Source organism: Pseudomonas sp. zjy_15, from assembly GCF_043101865.1.
GTDB classification, from domain to species: Bacteria; Pseudomonadota; Gammaproteobacteria; order Pseudomonadales; family Pseudomonadaceae; genus Aquipseudomonas; species Aquipseudomonas putida_Y.
In genome coordinates, this window is sequence record NZ_JBICII010000034.1 from 146269 (window position 1) to 165038 (window position 18770).

Annotated in this window: 14 protein-coding genes and 1 riboswitch; of the genes, 9 read left to right on the forward strand and 5 right to left on the reverse strand. The window is 63.0% G+C overall.

Annotation, left to right across the window (positions count from 1 at the left end):
- Positions 1 to 177: 177 nt before the first annotated feature.
- From ACF8EF_RS06720 to ACF8EF_RS06745, 6 genes are all read left to right on the forward strand, one after another.
- The gene (locus ACF8EF_RS06720) at positions 178 to 1335 is read left to right on the forward strand and encodes an alpha/beta hydrolase family protein (protein WP_392461306.1); all 1158 of its coding nucleotides are present in this window, start codon (positions 178 to 180) and stop codon (positions 1333 to 1335) included.
- A gap of 173 nt (positions 1336 to 1508) precedes the next feature.
- Entirely contained in the window at positions 1509 to 2852 is a 1344-nt protein-coding gene (locus ACF8EF_RS06725) for an amidohydrolase family protein (protein ID WP_392461304.1), read from the forward strand.
- A gap of 2 nt (positions 2853 to 2854) precedes the next feature.
- Positions 2855 to 3298 carry a heme-binding protein gene (locus ACF8EF_RS06730; protein ID WP_392461302.1) on the forward strand — a complete coding sequence of 148 codons (444 nt, stop codon included), beginning with the start codon at positions 2855 to 2857 and terminating at the stop codon, positions 3296 to 3298.
- 226 nt (positions 3299 to 3524) lie between these two features.
- Positions 3525 to 4130 carry a transcriptional regulator gene (locus ACF8EF_RS06735; protein WP_392461300.1) on the forward strand — a complete coding sequence of 202 codons (606 nt, stop codon included), beginning with the start codon at positions 3525 to 3527 and terminating at the stop codon, positions 4128 to 4130.
- A 93-nt stretch (positions 4131 to 4223) separates the two neighbouring features.
- Positions 4224 to 5213, forward strand: coding sequence for a threonine/serine dehydratase (locus ACF8EF_RS06740; RefSeq protein WP_392461299.1), 990 nt, complete (start codon positions 4224 to 4226; stop codon positions 5211 to 5213).
- Positions 5210 to 6157: an ornithine cyclodeaminase family protein gene (locus tag ACF8EF_RS06745; RefSeq protein ID WP_176684250.1), complete on the forward strand. Its 948-nt coding sequence runs from the start codon at positions 5210 to 5212 to the stop codon at positions 6155 to 6157. The genes ACF8EF_RS06740 and ACF8EF_RS06745 overlap by 4 nt, the downstream gene beginning before the upstream one ends.
- Positions 6158 to 6170: 13 nt before the next feature.
- Here ACF8EF_RS06745 and codA read toward each other — a convergent pair whose 3' ends face one another.
- The 5 genes from codA to ACF8EF_RS06770 all read right to left on the reverse strand — a co-directional run bounded on the left by codA (position 6171) and on the right by ACF8EF_RS06770 (position 11436).
- Positions 6171 to 7412, reverse strand: a complete 1242-nt coding sequence (gene codA / locus ACF8EF_RS06750) for a cytosine deaminase (RefSeq protein WP_176684251.1) — start codon at positions 7410 to 7412, stop codon at positions 6171 to 6173.
- Positions 7413 to 7416: 4 nt separating this feature from the next.
- Complete coding sequence (locus tag ACF8EF_RS06755; RefSeq protein WP_392461297.1) at positions 7417 to 8634, reverse strand: PucR family transcriptional regulator; 1218 nt, start codon at positions 8632 to 8634, stop codon at positions 7417 to 7419.
- Positions 8631 to 9896: a cytosine permease gene (gene codB, locus ACF8EF_RS06760; RefSeq protein ID WP_176684253.1), complete on the reverse strand. Its 1266-nt coding sequence runs from the start codon at positions 9894 to 9896 to the stop codon at positions 8631 to 8633. The genes ACF8EF_RS06755 and codB overlap by 4 nt, the downstream gene beginning before the upstream one ends.
- A gap of 230 nt (positions 9897 to 10126) precedes the next feature.
- Entirely contained in the window at positions 10127 to 10792 is a 666-nt protein-coding gene (locus tag ACF8EF_RS06765) for a TenA family protein (protein WP_392529031.1), read from the reverse strand.
- Entirely contained in the window at positions 10789 to 11436 is a 648-nt protein-coding gene (locus tag ACF8EF_RS06770) for a TenA family protein (protein ID WP_176684255.1), read from the reverse strand. The genes ACF8EF_RS06765 and ACF8EF_RS06770 overlap by 4 nt, the downstream gene beginning before the upstream one ends.
- A gap of 78 nt (positions 11437 to 11514) precedes the next feature.
- Positions 11515 to 11629, reverse strand: a riboswitch (TPP riboswitch).
- 252 nt (positions 11630 to 11881) lie between these two features.
- Here ACF8EF_RS06770 and ACF8EF_RS06775 point away from each other — a divergent pair.
- From ACF8EF_RS06775 to ACF8EF_RS06785, 3 genes are all read left to right on the forward strand, one after another.
- Positions 11882 to 15274: an Ig-like domain-containing protein gene (locus ACF8EF_RS06775; RefSeq protein WP_392529033.1), complete on the forward strand. Its 3393-nt coding sequence runs from the start codon at positions 11882 to 11884 to the stop codon at positions 15272 to 15274.
- Positions 15275 to 15330: 56 nt separating this feature from the next.
- Complete coding sequence (locus ACF8EF_RS06780; RefSeq protein ID WP_392461293.1) at positions 15331 to 16314, forward strand: SCO family protein; 984 nt, start codon at positions 15331 to 15333, stop codon at positions 16312 to 16314.
- A gap of 81 nt (positions 16315 to 16395) precedes the next feature.
- A complete protein-coding gene (locus ACF8EF_RS06785) occupies positions 16396 to 18723 on the forward strand; it encodes a putative bifunctional diguanylate cyclase/phosphodiesterase (protein ID WP_392461291.1) in 2328 nt (775 codons plus the stop codon).
- Positions 18724 to 18770: the final 47 nt, after the last annotated feature.

Consider the following 18770-nt stretch of genomic DNA (forward strand, 5'->3'; position numbering starts at 1 on the left):
GCTGTGACCATCGCCCCAGACACCGCGACGGTGCTGGGGCATCGCGTTTCGCAATACCTCGCATCCCTGATCACGATTGGCCCCACCCTGCCCTGCCTGCGTACCTTGCCTTCAAACCGCGCCCTGCCTGTCGCTCAAGTGGGCGCCGGACTCCACGACCGCAGAAGGACAACAAGAATGTTCCGTTACTTCCCCACCAATTACGTCTGGAACCTCTCGGTGGACCTGGCCATTGAAATGGGTGCCCGCATGGGTGAAATCGAGGAAATGTGCGCACCGCTGCAGGAAGCCGCCAAACAGCCCGACGCCGCCGGCACCCAGGCCTTCCGGGAAATATGGTCGACCATGGCCGACAAGCTGTGCGGCTTGGCCGAAGAAGACGAAACCGCCGGCCGACGCTTGTCCGCCGGCGAAAAATACAACCGCGCGGCCACCTACTACCTCACCTGCGAACGCTTGCAGGCCCACGGCGCGCCGGGTCGTGCAGCCTTGTATCAGCGCTTCCTCGACACCTTCGCCCGCGGCATCGATTTGGCCAAGGAGAACTGTGAGCGCGTAGAGATCCCGTATGAAGGCAAGCACCTCTCGGGACTGCTGGTGCGCGCAGAGGGAGTGAGTGGCCCGGCACCGCTGCTGGTGCAAGTCAACGGGCTGGATTCGACCAAGGAAATGAAATACCGCGTCGGCCTGCCTGCTTGGCTGGCCAGGCGAGGCGTGTCTTCGCTGGTTGTCGACCAGCCCGGCACCGGCGAAGCGCTTCGCCTCCACGGCATGACTGCGCGCCATGACAGCGAACACTGGGCCAGCCGCATAGTGGACTGGCTGGAAACCCGCGCTGATGTCGATGCCAAGCGCATCGGCCTGGAAGGCGTTTCCCTGGGCGGCTACTACTGTCCGCGCGCAGTGGCGTTCGAACCGCGCTTTGCTTGCGGCGTGGTGTGGGGCGCCAACCACGACTGGCGCGACGTGCAGAAACGTCGCCTGGAGAAGGAAGGCAACTTCCCGGTGCCACACTACTGGGCGCATGTGCAATGGGTCTGGGGGGCGAAGGACCTGGACGACTTCATGCGCATCGCCGAAAACGTACACCTCGACGGTGTACTCGACCGTATCCACGTACCGTTTCTGGTCACCCACGGCGAGAAAGACTCGCAGATCCCGCTTAAATGGGCACACCGCACCTACGAGCAACTGGTCAACAGTCCGAAACGCGAACTGAAGATTTTCACTGGCCGTGAAGGCGGCGTGCAGCACTCGAGCTTCGACAACAGCATCAATGCCGGGCACTACATCGCCGACTGGATCGCCGAAACCCTTGGCGGCCACACGGCCTGATCGGCGCTGCCGGCCCTGGCTTCGACGGCGCCGATTGGCGCAGTACTTGTTTCTGCGCCAGAGAGCGCTAGGTATCGATGCCATCGATACCTGGCCATCAATAGCATCTGTTGGTGCCGGGCAGTCACCACGGCCTAGCCTTGCACCACCCCTCTAGATGAGAGAGCTCACCAATGAGTGCCCTGCACCTGCACTGCTCCACCCTGTTCGACGGCACTGGCCTGCACACCCGCCAACGTCAGACATTGATCATCGAAGGCGGCGTGATCCGCCATGTCGGGCCTTCCGCCGAGGCACCCCGTCCGCAACCCGGCGACCGTGAAGCCCACGGCCAGTTCGTCATGCCCGGGCTGGTGGACGTGCACACCCACCTGGCGTTTGGCAATTCCCAGAGCGAGGAAGACATCGACATCTGGACCAGCGACGAGTTTCGCGCCCTGCGGGGGCTGTTCTTCGCTCAGCACGTTCTGGCTGCCGGCGTGACGTCCATGGTCTGCCCTGGCGATAGTGGCCAACTCAGCATTGCCGTGCGCAATACGGTCAACGCCGGACTGTTCGAAGGCCCCCGTATCGCTGCAAGCAGCCGAGTCATCACCAATCGACAGAGCCTGAACGACTGGTTCCCCAGCCGCGTCGGCGCCCCTGAGTACTTCACCGCCGCGCTGGTCACCAGCCGTGACGATGCCATTGCCCAGATCCGCAAGCAGGCCAAGGACGGCGTGGACCTGATCAAGATCGCCATGGACGGCACTCACCGTCGCCCCAACGGCGAAATCATCGCCGCTTTCACCGCCGACGAGACCCGTGAGATGGTCTACGAAGCTCATCGCCTCGGCTGCCGGGTGGCTACCCACGCCTATGGCCGAGAAGCGGTGATGTACGCGGCCAAGGCTGGCGTCGACCTGGTGTTCCACGCCTTCTACATGGATGACGCCTGCATCGAAGCGCTGCTTGAGGCTGGCAGCGTGCTCGCTCCGACCATGACCTTCCCGCAGAACACCGTGGACTTCTGCCAGCCCCATGACCCCGCGGTCAGCACCGGCTACGCCGCCTATTGCGCCCGTACCCTCGAGCTCGGCGCGCCGGTACTCAAGCGCGCCAAGGCCGCCGGCGTACCCTTCGCCTGCGGCAGCGACAGCGGCTTTGCAGTGACGCCCTATGGCGAATGGCACGCGCGTGAACTGGAGCTGCTGGTACGGCACCTGGACTTCACCCCGGCCGAAGCGTTATTCGCCGCAACCCATGTCGGCGCACGCTTGATGCCGCGCGGCGAGACGCTCGGCACCCTGGAACCGGGCAAACAGGCCGACCTGCTGGTGCTCGACGGTTCGCCCCTGGACGACATCCGCATCCTTCAAGACCGCGATCGCCTGCAAGCGGTGTACAAGGCCGGCGAGCCGGTACGGCTGCAACGCACCGCCTACAACCCCAAGCAGGTGTCGGACTTCAATTCGCTGAAATGGACCGACCTCTACACCCGCGACCGCGTGTCCGAACTCGGCAAATGGAGGCTGTGAACATGACAACGCTCAACTTCGAGCTGGCAGTGCAACTGGCCGTCGCGACCCTGCACCAGGCACGCACTTTGAACCTGAAGCCTATGGCCGCAGCGGTGCTCGACAGCGCCGGCCACCCGTTGGCGGTGCTGCGCGATGAGCAGGCCAGCTACCTGCGGCCGCAGATCGCCACCGGCAAGGCCCGCGGCTGCCTGGGCCTGGGCTTCGGCGGCCGCGAACTGGCGCGCCGCGCCCAGACCATGCCGGCGTTCTTCGATGCCATCAACAGCCTCACCGGTGGCGAGGTGATTCCGGTTGCAGGCGGCGTTCTTCTGCGCGATGCAGAAGGCCGCCTACTGGGCGCGATCGGCGTCAGTGGCGATACCTCGGACAACGATGAGCGGTGCGCGCTGCTGGCCATCGAAGCGCTTGGGCTGATCGGCGACAGCGGCGATCTTCAGCCCTGAGCCAACGCCTTGGCCTGTTCCACCAGCAATTGGCGGAGCCAGGCCAAGGCGAGGTCGCTCGCCGGCTGCGGATCCCACTGGAGGACTTGGGATGCTGCTGACGCAGCAATGGCCGAGGCGAACGGCTCGCAGCCAGGACTTGATCCTGACCCGGTAAAGCTCCGTCTTGTGCCCAGGATTCTCTAGGGCCACCATAGGCGATCTTCAATAGATCATTGGCTAATGCATGACACTGGAAAATTACCAGGCAATCGCTGAAAGCATTGCCCTGCTGCTGTACCCCCACGCGGAAGTCGTCATTCATGAGATACGCAGCCAGACAATCGTTCATATCGCCAATAATTTCTCACATCGCAAGCTCGGCGATGATTCGGCAATCGGTCCAGAACTGGGGGACCTTTTGAAGGGTACCAACCTTGGTCCTTACGAGAAGCTCAACTGGAACGGTCAGAAGGTCCGCTCGATCAGTGCTGTGCTGCACAATCCGCAAGGCGAAGCCGAGTATCTGATGTGCATCAATCTGAACGTGTCGGTGCTGGAGCAGGCGCGTGTGGCATTGGATGCGTTCTTCCAGATGAGTCGGCTGGAGCCGCAACCGGATGCGTTGTTCCGCAACGATTGGCAGGAGCGCATCAACACCTTCCTGCAAGCGTGGCTGCAAGCGCATAACCTGTCGCTGCAGACCTTGAAGATGAAGGACAAACGCAACCTTGTCCTGGCCTTGCATGCCGAGGGTGCATTCGAGGGGCGCAGCGGCGCCGATTACGTTGCCAACGTCCTCAGCATGGGGCGGGCCACCGTGTACAAATACCTGAAGGAAGTCAGGGCCTAGGCGGTATTGCCTGGCTGTAGGCACACGCTCTTGCTATTGGTGGAATATAATTCTATTGTGGACAAATTATCCATATGCCTGCAAGGACCCGTCATGCCAGCCACCCCGTCCGTTGATGCCCAGTTCCTTGATACATTGCACCAAAACATTCAGGAGGCCCATGCGGCGCTCCGCCCGGCCGTCAGCATTACCCCGCTCTTGCACAGCCCTCGTTTGTCGGCACTGACCGGCTGTGAAGTGCTGCTCAAATGCGAACACCTGCAGCACACCGGTTCATTCAAGTTTCGCGGTGCCAGCAACAAGGTGCGCCTGTTGCCGGCCGAGGCGCGCAAGCAGGGGGTGATAGCCGCCTCTTCCGGTAACCATGGGCAGGCCCTGGCCCTGGCCGGCAAGATGGCTGGCGTGCCAGTGAAGGTCTACACCACCACGGGCGCATCGGCATACAAAACAGAGGCAATGCGCGCGCTGGGCGCCGAAGTGGTCTGCCTGCCCACCGACCCGCTGAGTGCAGAGCTGGAAGCAGCCAGGCAAGCCAAGGCCCAGGGCGTACCTTTCGTGTCCCCCTACAACGACCTGCAAGTCATTGCCGGCCAGGGCACCATCGGCATGGAGTTGTTCGAGCAGGCGCCAGACCTGGACGCGGTGTTCGTTGCCGTGGGCGGTGGCGGGATGATTTCCGGCATCGGCGCCGCCCTGCGCGTACTCAAGCCGGGCACTGAGATCATCGGCTGCTGGCCGGCGAATGACCCAACGCTGCAGCAATCACTCAAGGCCGGTGAAATCATCGAATTGGATGCCTGCGAAACGCTGTCGGATGGCACGGCTGGCGGCGTCGAGCCAGGCTCCATCACCTTCCCGCTTTGCCAGGCGCTGCTCACCGATACCGTGCTGGTCAGCGAGGACGAAATCCGCTGCGCCATGCGCGACATCGCCAGCAGTGAGCGCTGGATCATCGAAGGCGCTGCAGCGGTTGCGGTCGCCGGCATGCAGAAGCTCGCCGAGCGCTATCAGGGCAAGCGTGTCGCGGTGATCCTGTGTGGCCGTAACATCCTGCTGGAGAAGTTCCTCGAGGCCGTTCAATGAGGGTCTTCAGCAAGGCGCAGATCATCGCCCGCTTCAACCCGGAGCTCGCGGTCAGCCAACTGGAGGAAGGCTTCATCGCCTACTCCGAAGGCAAGGTGCAGGTACCGCCCGTGCAGGGCTTCGCATTCAAGGGCGCGAACGGTGACTGTTGCGTGAAGTCGGCCTACATCGAAGGCAGCCCGACCTTCACCGTCAAGCTTTCGACAGGCTTCTACGACAATCCGTCCAAGGGCCTGCCGAGCAATGATGGCCTGATGCTTGTGTTGTCTGCACACACCGGTCAGCCGCTGGCACTGCTGCAGGACCAAGGCTGGCTGACTGCCATGCGCACCGCGTTGGCCGGGCGTATCGCCGCCCGGCTGCTGGCGCCATCCCAGGTCAAGGCCATTGGCATCCTCGGCACCGGCATGCAGGCGCAGATGCAGCTTGAGCAGCTTCGCGCTGTGACCGACTGCCGCCAGGTGATTGTCTGGGGCCGGCATGAACGCGGGCTTGCGGCCTATACGGCATTTGCCCGCGAGCTGGGCTTCGCAGTGCACAGCACGCAGGATGCTGCCGAGGTTGCGGGCGCTGCAAACCTGATCGTCTGCACCACGCCTTCTCGCCAGGCGCTGTTGCACAGCGATTGGGTCCAGCCGGGTACGCATATCACCGCCGTCGGTGCCGATGCGCCCGGCAAGCAGGAGCTGGATCCGGCACTGGTGGCCAGGGCAGACCGTATCATCGTCGACGCCATCGCCCAGTGCAGCCAGTACGGCGAAGTGGCCCATGCCCTCGGCAGCGGCCGGATCGACGCTAACCAGCTGATCGAGCTGGGTACGCTGCTGGCTGGCCGCGCCAAGGGGCGTGAGCACGACAGCCAGATTACCCTGGCGGACCTGACCGGTGTGGCAGTGCAGGATGCGCAAGTCGCAAGCTACGCCCTGGCAGCCCTGTGCACCTGAGGCGACAACAGCGTCAGCGCAAACGTTGCACCTGCGCTGGCGTGCGCTGCATCAGTACCTTGCCATTGCGTACCGATACCAAAGCGTGCCCCTGGCTGCGCACCATCTCGTAATCATCCGGCGCCGACAGCAGCAACAGGTTCGCCGGCCGCCCCACCTCGATGCCATAGCGCTCGCCCAGGTTCAGGGTGCGGGCGCTGTTCTCGGTAATCAGGTCCAGGCAGCGCTGCAGGTCTTCATAGCCGAGCATGTGGCAGATGTGCAGGCCTGCTTCGAGAATGCGCAGGATGTTGCCATTGCCCAGCGGGTACCACGGGTCGACGATGGAATCCTGGCCGAAGCACACGTTCATGCCGGCGCGGTCAATCTCGGCGACGCGGGTAACGCCACGACGTTTCGGGTAGTTGTCGAAGCGCCCTTGCAGGTGAATGCTCTCGGTCGGGCACGACACAAAGTTGATGCCCGACAGCTTGAGCAGGCGGAACAGCTTGTAGCAATACGCATTGTCATACGAGCCCATGGCCACGGTGTGGCTGGCCGTGACCCGGGCCCCCATGCCGCGTACCCGCGCTTCTTCGGCCAACACTTCGAGGAAGCGCGATTGCGGGTCGTCGGTCTCGTCGCAGTGCACGTCCACCAGGCAGCCGGTACGCTCGGCCAGGTCCATCAGGAACTTCACCGACGATACCCCCTGGTCGCGGGTATTTTCGAAATGCGGAATGCCGCCGACGACGTCGGCGCCAATTGCCACGGCCTCAGTCATCAGCGCCCGGCCGTTGGCGTACGACTCGATACCCTCCTGCGGGAAGGCGACAATCTGCAGGTCGATCAGCTCACGCACTTCGTCACGCACCTCGACCATGGCCTTGAGCGCGGTGAGTTTCGGGTCGGTCACATCGACGTGGGTGCGCACATGCTGGATACCGTGGTCCACCAGCATGCCGATGGTTTTTTTCGCACGGGTCTTGATGTCGTCGTGGGTGGTGATTTCCTTGCGCTCGGACCAGCGCTCAATGCCTTCGAACAACGTGCCGCTCATGTTCCACTTCGGCTCACCAGCGGTCAGCGTGGCATCCAGATGAATGTGCGGCTCGACAAAGGGCGCGACCACCAGGTTTTGTCCGGCGTCCAGGTCATTGACCGTAGCGGGCGCCACGGCGTCGGTCTGGGGCACGATGGCGGCAATGCGCTCGCCGTTCAGTTCGACGCGGAACAGGCCAGGCTTGCCGCGCAGGCGTGCGTTGATAATGTTCATGCTGTTACTCCTTGCCGTGGGCTTCGCTCATGCGCCATACCAGCATGGCGACCGAAGCATTCATGCGAAAAAGCGGGTCGTCCAGCGACTGCCCGCTCAGTTGTTCGATGCGCTGGATGCGCTGATTGATGGTGTTGCGGTGCAGCCCCAGGCGTTGTGCGGCCTTGAGCCCGTTGCCATTTTCCATTAGCAAGGCGTCGAGGGTATGCACCAGGGCATTGGCGTGTTTGCGCCCGGGGGCGATCAGCGGGCCGAGGGTGCGGCTGACGAAATCGTCGATCAGCGAGCGGTCGACAATACCTTGCAGCAGGCGCAGGACGCCAAGCTCGCTGAAGTTGCAATAGCCGTTGACCGGGCGCAGATGCTGCGCTACATCCAGCGCCTGGCGTGCCTCGTTGAGGGCCTGGCGGTAATGCGCGCAATCGTCAGCGAGGCTCGACAGGCCCATGTAAAGGCCCAGTTCACCTGTCGCGGCTTGCAACTGCCGGTACAGCGCACCCAACGTCTCGGGTAAGTCGTGCGTATCGGCCAGCAGCACTACGAACAGGTCGCCCGGCAGTTGCGCTGTCACACTGTCAGGCCGCTGGCGGCACCAGGCTTCCAGCTGGTCTTCCAGGGCCTGCCGGGTGGCTTGCCAGGTACGCTCGCCGTGGGCCAGCCCTTGGCGCTCGAACAAGGCGTCCACGCCCGTCAGGCGCAACGCCAGCAGGCGCCGCGGCTTGTCCAGCGCCAGTTGCAGGTGCGCTGCACGCTGCCGGGCAATCGCCAGGCTCGGGTAGTCGCCCGTCAGCAGTTGGCCAAGGATGTCGTTGCGCGAGCGGCGCACCTGGCTCATCTGCACCAGTGCAGTGCCGATCAGGTGGGTGACCACCACCATCTTCAGCGCGTAGGGCTGTTCGATCAGCGGCAAGCCCAGTTGCTCGGCGCGCGCGATCACGGGCGCCGGGATGCTCTGGATGAAACTGCCGCCGGTGAGAATCACCATGCCGGCAATGCCCACGGCGTCGCCATCCTCCACCAGGCTCAGCAGGTTGGCTTCGCCGCGCGGGTGGTTGATGCCGGTGACGAACACCAGTTCGCCGCCCATCACCCATTCGGCGATACCCTCGTTCTCCGCCACGTAAGGCCAGCGTACCCGCCGTTGCAGGTTGCGCGCCCCGGCCCGCACATGCATTTCGTGCAGGCCGGGCAAACGCAGGATCTCGTCCAGCGCCAGGCTCACGGCTCGACACCCGCCTGGCGTGGCGCCCGGCGGCGTGCGCCCAGCTCCAGAATGACGATGTAGCACACTGCCGAGGCGGCGATGCCCACCAGCGGCGCGACCCACGGTGAGGCATAGGCCAGTACAGCGCCCACGGCATAGGCAAGCAGCCCGGTGAGGTTGTAGCGTGGCAGGTTTGCCGCACCCAGCGCCGGGTATTTGCCGCGGTGGCGATACCAGAAGTCAGCCATGATCACCCCACCCACCGGCGGAATGATCGACCCCAGCAGCACCAGGAACGGGATCAGCATTTCGTACATGCCACCCATCGCCAGCACAATCCCAACTCCGGCCGCCACCAGGGTTGCCGTGCGCCGGCGCTCACTGCGCAACAAATGGCAGGCGGCGGCCGACACGTTGTAGATGGTCGGCCCCTGAATGGTCCACAGGTTCAGGCACAGCATCACCACCGCCGCGAACGACAGACCCTGCAGCATCATCACGTCGACGATATCGGCCTGCTGGTAAACCATCGCGCACCACGCGCCGGCCACCACCATCAGGCCGTTGCCAAGGAGGAATGCCACCACGCTGGCGGTCACCGCTACCCGGCCACTGCGTGCCAGCCGTGTCCAGTTGGTGGCCTGGGTGGCGCCACTGGCGAAGGTGCCGAAAACCATGGTGACTGCCGCCGAAAAGGTCATGGTTTCATGCGGGACGACTGCAGCCAGGCCGGCAAAGCCACCGGCATCACGGGTGGCGATGTACATGGACACCAACAGCAGCACGAACATCAATGGCACCGACACCCGCGACAACACATCCAGCCCCTTGAAACCGATGATGGCCGTAATGCTGAAACCCAGCCCGAACAGCACCATCAAAGGCATGCCGAAGCCATCCGCCAGCCCCAGCAGCTTGACCAGCACGATGGCCACCGTAGCCGTGCCCCAGGCATACCAGCCCAGTTCGGCAAAACCCAGCAGAAAATCCGAGAGCCGGCTCCCCGCTTCACCGAAACAGAAGCGCCCCATCAGCACGGTGTTCAGCCCGCTGCGCGAGGCGATGAAGGCCAGCACTGCGGCATACAAGGCCAGTAGGCTGTTGCCAAGGGTAGCCACCCACAGCATGTCGACAAAACTGAATGCCATGCCCAGCTTGCCGCCGGCGAACATCGTGCCGGTAAAGAAGGTGAAGCTGAACAAGACCATCGCGATCGGCAGCAGGCCCCTACGGGCGGACTGCGGGGCTTCGCTGAGGGGGAATTCGTTGGGTGAGCTCATTGCACGGGGGCTCCGGGTGTGTAGTCGGGAGCAGAAAGAGCAATATGCGGGCCGCTTTTTTTACTGCGCCGCCACCCGGAAAAATCGGGCTGGTCGCCCAGAAATCCATATGCACTGTGCACATTAAAGCCGCGATCTGACGATTTGAAGTGTGCGGGACGACTTATTTTGAGGCGTTCATGCACCAAAGCGGGCTCAGGCTGGGTAGTAATCACCCAGCCCACGGCGGTTTACACGATCCCGTCCAGCCCCATCTGCCAGAAATCAGCCTCCAGGCTGGAGGCCTGGCCAAAAATCCCTGCCAGTTCGGCGAACCGCTGTTCGGTCATGCTGCGCGCTGCCAGTTCGTCCAGGTGCTTGCGCGCTGCTGCGGCCACCCCTTGGTAGCCCTCCCCGGCATACTCGCCAATCAACTCGCGGTAGGGGTGATTGCTCAAGTCGCCAATGCGCTCGGCCAGGGTCCGGCCGATTTCGGCATAGCCGATCACGCAAGGTGCCAGTGCCACATGCAGCTCCAGCAGGTCGCCGGCAGCGCCGCAGTCCAGCACGTAACGGGTGTATGCCACCGTGGCCTGGTGCTCTGGCGCGGCTTCGATGTCTGCCTGGGTCAAGCCCCAGCGCGCGCACAGGCGCAAGTGCAGCTCTGTTTCATCCAGGATCGCCGCCAGCCCGGCCTGCGCCGCGCGAATGTCGGTCGGGCGACGGCTCTTGTAGGCGGCCAGCGCCCAGGCGCGGGCGAACTGGATCAGGAACAGGTAATCCTGCACAAGGTAGGTTCGGAACGCTTCCTCGCTCAGCGTGCCCTCGCCCATCTGACGCACGAAGTCATGGTCTACGTAGCTGTTCCATTGTGGCGTGGCGGCGGCCTTGAGGCGCTCGAAGATATCCATGCTCATTTGCCCTCCGGGTACACTGCATCGAAGAAAGCCAGCTCCAGCGCCACGGTGCGCTGGTAGAAGTCACTGGCCAATGCGGCCTCCTGCGGGCCGACGCGGTCCAGTTCGGCCTGCAGGAAAGCGACGAATGCCTGGAACGCCGGGTTGTCGTGCAGGGTGATCCACTCGGCATGGACGAAGTTGTCCGGCATCGGTTTCGGCGCCTTGAGCGCCCAATCCAGATACAGCCCTTCGGCGACGTTGAGCACCGCCAGTGCCGCTGCGTAGGAACGGGTGGCTGCCGCTTCGCGCATGATCGCCTTGAAACCTGCGGTAGGCGCGGTATCGGCCGGTTCACTGCGTTGCGCCGGGCTGACACCCAGGGCCTCGAAGGCACGCAGGAAATAGGTGTTCTCGTCACTGGAGATCATCCCGGCAAAGCGGCCGAAGCGCAGGCGGGCTTCAAACGTGTCAGCGGTGGCGATCGCCGCGCCCAGCAGGGTCAGGAAGCTGTCGAGAAAACGGTGGTCCTGAACCAGGTAGCTGACCATGATCGGGTCAGGCAGGCTGCCGTCGCACAATTGGGTCACGAAACGGTGGCCAACGGCCGCCGACCAGGTCGGCTCGCACTGGCGGCGCAGGGACTGGCTGAAACGTTCGGTCATGTTGCTGTCCTTGATGAGGGTGACAGCGAGACCTTGAAAGTTGGCATGGACTGGCCTCGCAGTGAGGCCGGCAAAAAGGCAGGTTACAAGCCCCATCCCTTCGCCGGCATGATCCGGATCAGGTTCGAAGGGTCACCGCGCTGTAGCGTTCAGCGGTTTCTCAGCCCATTGCCGGGCTCCCCTTGGTGGCGTTCAGGTATACCCGAGGGCGCCGCGCCTGTCACTACTCTCCAACTCCCCGAACTGTGGGCAATGGTGACCCGCTAATGGGTATCTGCCCCCATTCTTGACGCGCCATCGTTTAGTGCACGCCAGGCGCTGCAAGGTTTTGTATGTCAAAGCATTACTGAAATATCTGTTGGCATAGCTGTTGCTCATGGCCATTTAACGGGCAAAACGCCATTGATGGCTTAAGGCCGTAAGGCCGCAACAGAGGCTTAAGCCAATGAAAACATCCGCCATGAGCCACGCGTCCAGGCGCGCGTTCCATCTGTCCTCCGTCACTGCGCTGATGATCAGCCTGGGGTTGATCACGGCCATGGCAGCCCCCCTCGACGACAACAGCCCGCCACCGCCGACCGACCCGTCGGCCTACACTGACCAGCCGGACGACCCGACCGCTGCCTTGCTTGAGCTGAAAACCTTGCCCGAGGCCAACGAGGGCGCGCTGGAGCTGACCGATGGCGTATATGGCGACCGCAGCACGGTACGCACCGACAACGTGCTGCCGCCTGCCCTGCAAACGTCGGACAAGTACCCTACCAACGGCAAACCCAGCCCGTTGTTCGGTGCGCAACCTTTCACCCAGCAACTGTTGCTGTTCGAAGAGTTCGGGCCAGAGAAGCTCGACCCGACCACGCCGGCGCCCGATCTGACCTTTCCGGTCCCCACCCTCGGCGCGGCCCCCGCGCAAGACCCCAACGTGGTGGCACGCAGCGGACCCAGTGGCAGCGCACTGGAAGCGTTCCTCAAGCAACCCGGCCTGTACCCGTTCCCGACCCAGTACGCCAACGTGCTGGACCGCAACCCATGGAAGGCGCAGATCGAGATGTTCCTCAACCGCCAGCCGGTCGGCTCGCCCGCTGAAGGCCGGCCACCAGGAAAAGGCTGGTCGCACCAGCGCTGGAACGAGTTCTACCCGCAGGCAGCGTTCAAGACCGCCCAGGCCGGTGCGCGCATCAACCTCGGCCTGCGCGACCGCAAGCAACTGCACAACTATGCCGTCGGTGAATTTGCCCCAGGAGGCCTGTACTACCAGACGTCGGACATTCCGACCACGCTGGGCACCACCAAGGGTATCGACATACGCTTCCACCCAAACATGCCGCTGCAAAACCACAAATCGTTGTGGACCTTCGACGGCACTTTCCCGCCCAAGCTGCTGATGGTGCGCTACGGCCAGCCAATCCTGATGCGCCATTACAACGCCCTGCCGATTGACCCGTCGGCCAACGGCGGCTTTGGCCTGCATACCATCTCGACCCACGAGCACAACGGCCACTCCCCGGCCGAAAGCGACGGCTTTGCCAACGCGTACTTCTTCCCCGGCCAGTACTACGACTACCGCTGGCCGGTGCAGCTGGCCGGCTACGACACCATCAACACCCGTGCCCAGGACCCGCGAGCAGCTTTCCCCTGCTCGCCGGGTGAAACCTTGTTCGTCAACGATGGCACACCGGGCCTGAAAACCTGCGAGAACGGCAGCATCAAGATTCGTGGTGACTGGCGCGAAACCATGAGTACCCACTGGTTCCACGGCCACATGATGGATTTCACGGCGCAGAACGTCTACAAAGGCAACGCCGTGATGATGAACTACTACAGCGCCCTGGACCGCGGCAACGAGGCCCTGCAGGACGGTGTCAACCTGCGCTTCCCAAGTGGCTCAGCCATGCCTTGGGGTAACCGTGACTATGACGTCAACCTGGTGATAGCCGACAAGGCCTGGGATGCAAACGGCCAGCTGTGGTTCAACCCGTTCAACACTGACGGCTTCCTCGGTGACCAGATCCTGGTCAACTGGCAGTACCAGCCCAGGCTCAAGGTGCGTGCGCGCAGTTACCGTTTCCGTATCCTCAACGGTTCGGTTTCACGCTACTTCAAGTTCGCCGTGGTGCGGGAAATTGCCGGTAACAGTGGCGAGTTCAAAGGCCCGTCCGGCTCCAACGTGTCGTATGCGCGGGTGCCGTTCCACATGATCGCCAACGACGGCAACATCATGGAACACGCGGTGCCATTCGACGGCACGATGGACCTCAATGGTGACGGCAACCTGCAAGACAACAACGGCATCCTGCCACTGCAGGGCATTGCCGAGCGCTACGACATCATCAACTTCGCCAGGAATGGCATCAAGGCAGGCGACAAGCTGTACTTCGTCAACCTGATGGAGCACGACTCCGGCAAAGGTCCGAAGCAAGCTATCCCGTTGGCCGACGTGCTGTCGGAAAAATACAAGGCGGTGATAAAGCAGACCAGCAAAGGCCCGCAGTGGGACAAGGGCGATCCGGCAGTCGGCAAGTTTCTGCAACTGTGGGTGCAACCGTACACCGGCCAGGACCTGAGCATGGACCCGGTAGCCTATGAGCCGGCCAAGCCAGGCAAGGCTGCCGGCCTGAAAATGCTGCCCCTGCCAATTGACCGCGACGCCGCAGCCGACCAGGCCAAACTCAAGGATGCCCGCCACCGCGAGTTCATCTTTGGCCGCTCTGACGGTACGGACACCACCCCGTGGACCATCAAGACCGACGGCGGCTTTGGCTACAGCATGGACCCACGCCGCATCAGTGCCGCACCGCAACTGGCCAACCAGTCTACCGACGCTGGTTTCAGCGGCGACGGCACCCTGGAAGTGTGGAATATCGTCAACGCCGGCAATGGCTGGAGCCACCCGGTACACGTGCACTTCGAGGAAGGCGTGATTCTTAGCCGCGACGGCAAGGCCCCGCCAGAATGGGAAAAATGGGCGCGCAAGGATGTGTACCGAATCGGGCCGGATACTGATTCGTCCATCGAGGTGGAAATGGCCATCCGCTTCCGCGAGTTTGCCGGCACCTACATGGAGCACTGCCACAACACACAGCACGAGGACTCTTCGATGCTGCTGCGCTGGGACATTGAACACCCGGGGCAGTTCCAGGTGATGCCGACCCCGCTGCCGGGATGGGATGGCGTGCATTACATGGCCTCGGTGGGCCTGCCAACGTTCCGCACCAAAACCCACGACGACAATGACGACCCGGCCAACAAACCACCCGTCGCGGCCAATGACAGTGCCGCAACGACGGCTGGCACACCGATCACCCTGAACGTGCTGGCCAACGACAGTGACCCGGACGGCAATGTACCGCTCACGGTAACCGGCCTCAGCCAGCCGGACTCCGGCCAGGGTGCCGTCAGCACTGACGGCACCACCGTAACGTACAGCCCGCCCGCTACGGTCGCCACGCCATTCACGGCCAGCTTCAATTACACGGCGCGTGATACCAAGGGTGCCGAGTCGGTGGCCCCGGCCACGGTCAGCATCGCCGTAACCGCAGCAGCAGCGGCCGACGAACTCAAGGTCACCAGTGCCACGGTGCAGGAACGCAGCGGCAACCGTTTCACCTGGGATGTGCAGGGGACTACCACGGTGGCCACGGGCAACAGCATCAGTGTGACTGCAGCAACCACCGGTGGTCCGGTAAGCCTGGGGAACGCGACGCTGACTGCCACGACTACGGGGGCCCGTTGGCGGGTAGCGGTGACCACCACCGGCTTTGGCCCGGCCACGCCAGCGACGGTCACGGTGAAATCGGCACTGGGCCAGACGGTGACAGCGCCAGTCAAATACAAGTGAGTGCAAAGCGGGGACCCCTATGCGGCCCCGCTCAGCCAACCCACGAGGACCGCATCATGCCCGGCTCATGGCGTTTCCTGCTGGTACTTGCGTTGTTCGCCGCCAGCATTCCGTTCTGGCCACTGCACCCGCAACAAACGGTGGCCGAAGCAGCTGCCACTCCCTGGGGGGCCAACTACTTCCCCAACATCCCCCTGCTCACCCAGGATGGCGAAGAAGTGCATTTCTTCGACGACCTTATCAAGGACAAGGTGGTTGCCATCAACTTCATCTTTACCGGCTGCTCCGATTCCTGCCCAGTGGAAACCGCACGCCTGCGCCAGGTACAGAAAATCCTCGGTGACCGGGTCGGCAAGGATATCTTCCTCTACTCCATCAGCATCGACCCCTATAACGACACCCCCGCCACCCTCAAGCGCTATGCCGAAAAGTTCAGCATCGGCCCAGGCTGGACCTTGCTGACCGGCGAACCTGACGATATCGAGCAACTACGCCGCAGCCTGGGGCTGTGGATCGATGGCCTGGAAAACGGCCGCTCCAAAGACCACAACCTGAGCCTCATCATCGGCAACCAGGCCACCGGCCGCTGGATGAAAGCCTCGCCTTTCGAAAGCCCGTACATCCTCGCCGACCGCCTCGGCAACAGCTTGCACAACTGGAAGCAGGCCAGCGCCATGACCAATGACTACGCTCAAGCGCCGCAGATGCGCACACCCAGCAGCGGCGAGCAGATCTTCCGCACCCGTTGCTCTTCCTGCCACACCGTGGGCAACACCGAGCCAGGCCAACCAGGCATAGGTCCCGACCTGCTGGGCGTGACCCGCCAGCGTGACGCCAACTGGCTGGTCCGCTGGCTGAAGGTGCCCGACCAGATGCTGGCCGAAAAAGACCCCTTGGCCATGCTGCTGTTCGAACAATACAACCGCCTGGCCATGCCCAACATGCGCCTGGGCGATGCCGAAGTCAGCGCATTGATAAGCTACCTCGAAGAAGAAACGGCACGCCTGCAGACACCCGTTGCAAATAAGGGAATCCCCTAAAGGCGATTAGCCATCAGTCATCAGGCTGTCATCTCGCTGTCGTATTTTTCGAGCATCACCCAGGGTCGGGAACTATCAGCAGTGATTCGCCGTTCGCTTTCCTCATCCAGCCTTCTGCGACTGCTGATCCTGATACTCTGTGCAGCGACCCTGGCCTTTCTCTGGGGGCTGCACGTCACGCAAAAAGCCGCCGCCCGACAGGATGCACTGTCGGCCAAGGCCATCGAGCACCTGAACCTGGCCAACATCTTGGGCGAAAGCCTGCGACAGCTTGTCGACCGCGCCCAGGCGGTGGGTCGTGTTACCCAGGACGATATGAAAGCGCTGCGTCAGGGCAACTTCCGCCCGGCACCCAGCCTGGTAGCAGACCCAGTTTTCAAGCGCTTGAGCCTGTACGACCGACAAGGCCGGCTGCTGTCGGCCAGCCATACCGATGAGGCCGCCGAGTTGCCGGCAGACTGGTTGCGCCAACTGCAACGGCACATTGACCGCTACGGTTTCAAACCTTTCCTGCCAAGCATTCAGCCTGTCAACCAAACCGCTACCCTGCCCACTTGGCGCCTGCCCTTCCTGCTGCCGTTGACCAATTCGACCGGCCGGGAAATCGACAACATTTTGATGGTGCAACTGGACGTCGGCTACCTGGCGGTGCTGTTCCAGCCTATCGACCTGGGCAACAGTGGCCTGGTGCGTCTGCTGCAGGATGACGGCCTGGAGCGGCTGCGCATCGACAACAGCGGCACGGTGACTGCCGGCGACCTATTGCAGCCCCCGCTGCCGGCGCTAAACACCGAAGCGGGCATGCTGACCCAGTACGTAGCGGGTGATGCCTACCAAAGCGTGTACCGCCATGTACCCGAGCAAGGCTTCAGCGTGGTGGTCAGCCAGCGCCAGGCAGAAATCCTCACACCCTCGACGCTGGCCTATTCCCGGCAATTCTGGTTGAACCTGAGCATGACCCTGATGATCCTGGCCAGCCTGCTATGGACCTTGCGCCTGCTACGCAAGCGCCAGGAGGCATTCGATGCGCTGGAACATGCCCAGCAGGTCAATCAGCAGCTGATCGTGCGCCTGGAGGACGAACACCGGCGCAGCAGCCACGCCGCCGCCACCGACCACCTCAGCGGCCTGCACAACCGTCGCCAGTTCGTCGAAGTGGCCAGCCAGGTGCTGACTCGGCAACGTGGCAAGCGCCGACTGATGGCGATCCTGTTCATCGACATGGACCGTTTCAAGTCGATCAACGATTCGCTTGGACACAAGATTGGTGACCTGCTGCTACAGGCCGTGGCCGGGCGTATCCAGCGCCTGCTGGAGCCCGGCGACGAGGCTTCGCGCTTTGGCGGCGACGAATTCGTGGTGCTGCTGGCCGGCGAGCGCAGCGAGGAGCAGATCAACGCCTGGGTCCACGAACTGGTGCAGAAACTGTCGGCCACCTACGCCCTGGATGGCCAAGAGGTCAACACCAGCCCCAGCGTAGGGGTGAGCATCTGTCCGCGTGATGGCCAGGACATCGACAGCCTGATACGCAGCGCCGATGCGGCAATGTACTCGGCCAAGCAGGCAGGGCGCGCGCAGTATCGCTTTTTCGACCCCTCGCTGAACCTGGCCGATATCCAGGCGTTTACCCTTGAACAGGCGTTCGGCAGTGCCTTGGCCGAACGCCAGTTCGTGCTGCACTACCAGCCGCAGATGCGCCTTGACACCCACCAGGTGCTGGGCTACGAGGCGCTGGTGCGCTGGGACCACCCCGAGTTCGGCCTGCTGTACCCGGACCGCTTCATCGGCCTGGCCGAGCGCAGTGGTTTCATTGTCGAGCTGGGTTGGGAAGTACTGCAGCTGGCCTGTGAAGCCTTGTCGAGCTGGAATGCCCAAGGCCGCAAGACACGGCTGGCCGTCAATGTCTCCGCCCTGCAACTGCGTCAAGCCGACTTCGCTGACCGGCTGCTGAGCAAGTTGCAGCATCATGGCATCGCGCCCCAGCAGCTGGAGCTGGAAATTACCGAAACCACCATTCTCGACCCCGAAGGCACGGCGGTGGCGCACCTGCATACGTTGCGCGGCGCAGGTCTGGGTATCAGTCTGGACGATTTTGGCCGTGGCTACGCCGGCTTTGCCCACCTGCATTCACTGCCCCTGAGCAAGCTGAAGATCGATCGTTCGCTGATCGCGGCGCTGTCCAACAGCCATGACGACAGCCCTATCGTGTCCTCCACCATCATCCTGGCCAAGCGCCTGGGCCTGGAAGTGGTGGCCGAGGGGGTGGAAACCCGTGAACAGGTGGTGTATCTGAAGCTTGCCGGCTGCGATATCGCCCAGGGCTACCACTTCAGCCGGCCACTGTCGCTGCCGCAGCTGTGGGTTTACCCGCCCTTCAACGGTATCGAGGACAAGGCATGCGTGTACTGAGCGCAACGGCAGGCTTGCCGATGGCGTTGGGCAAGGACAGGCAACGC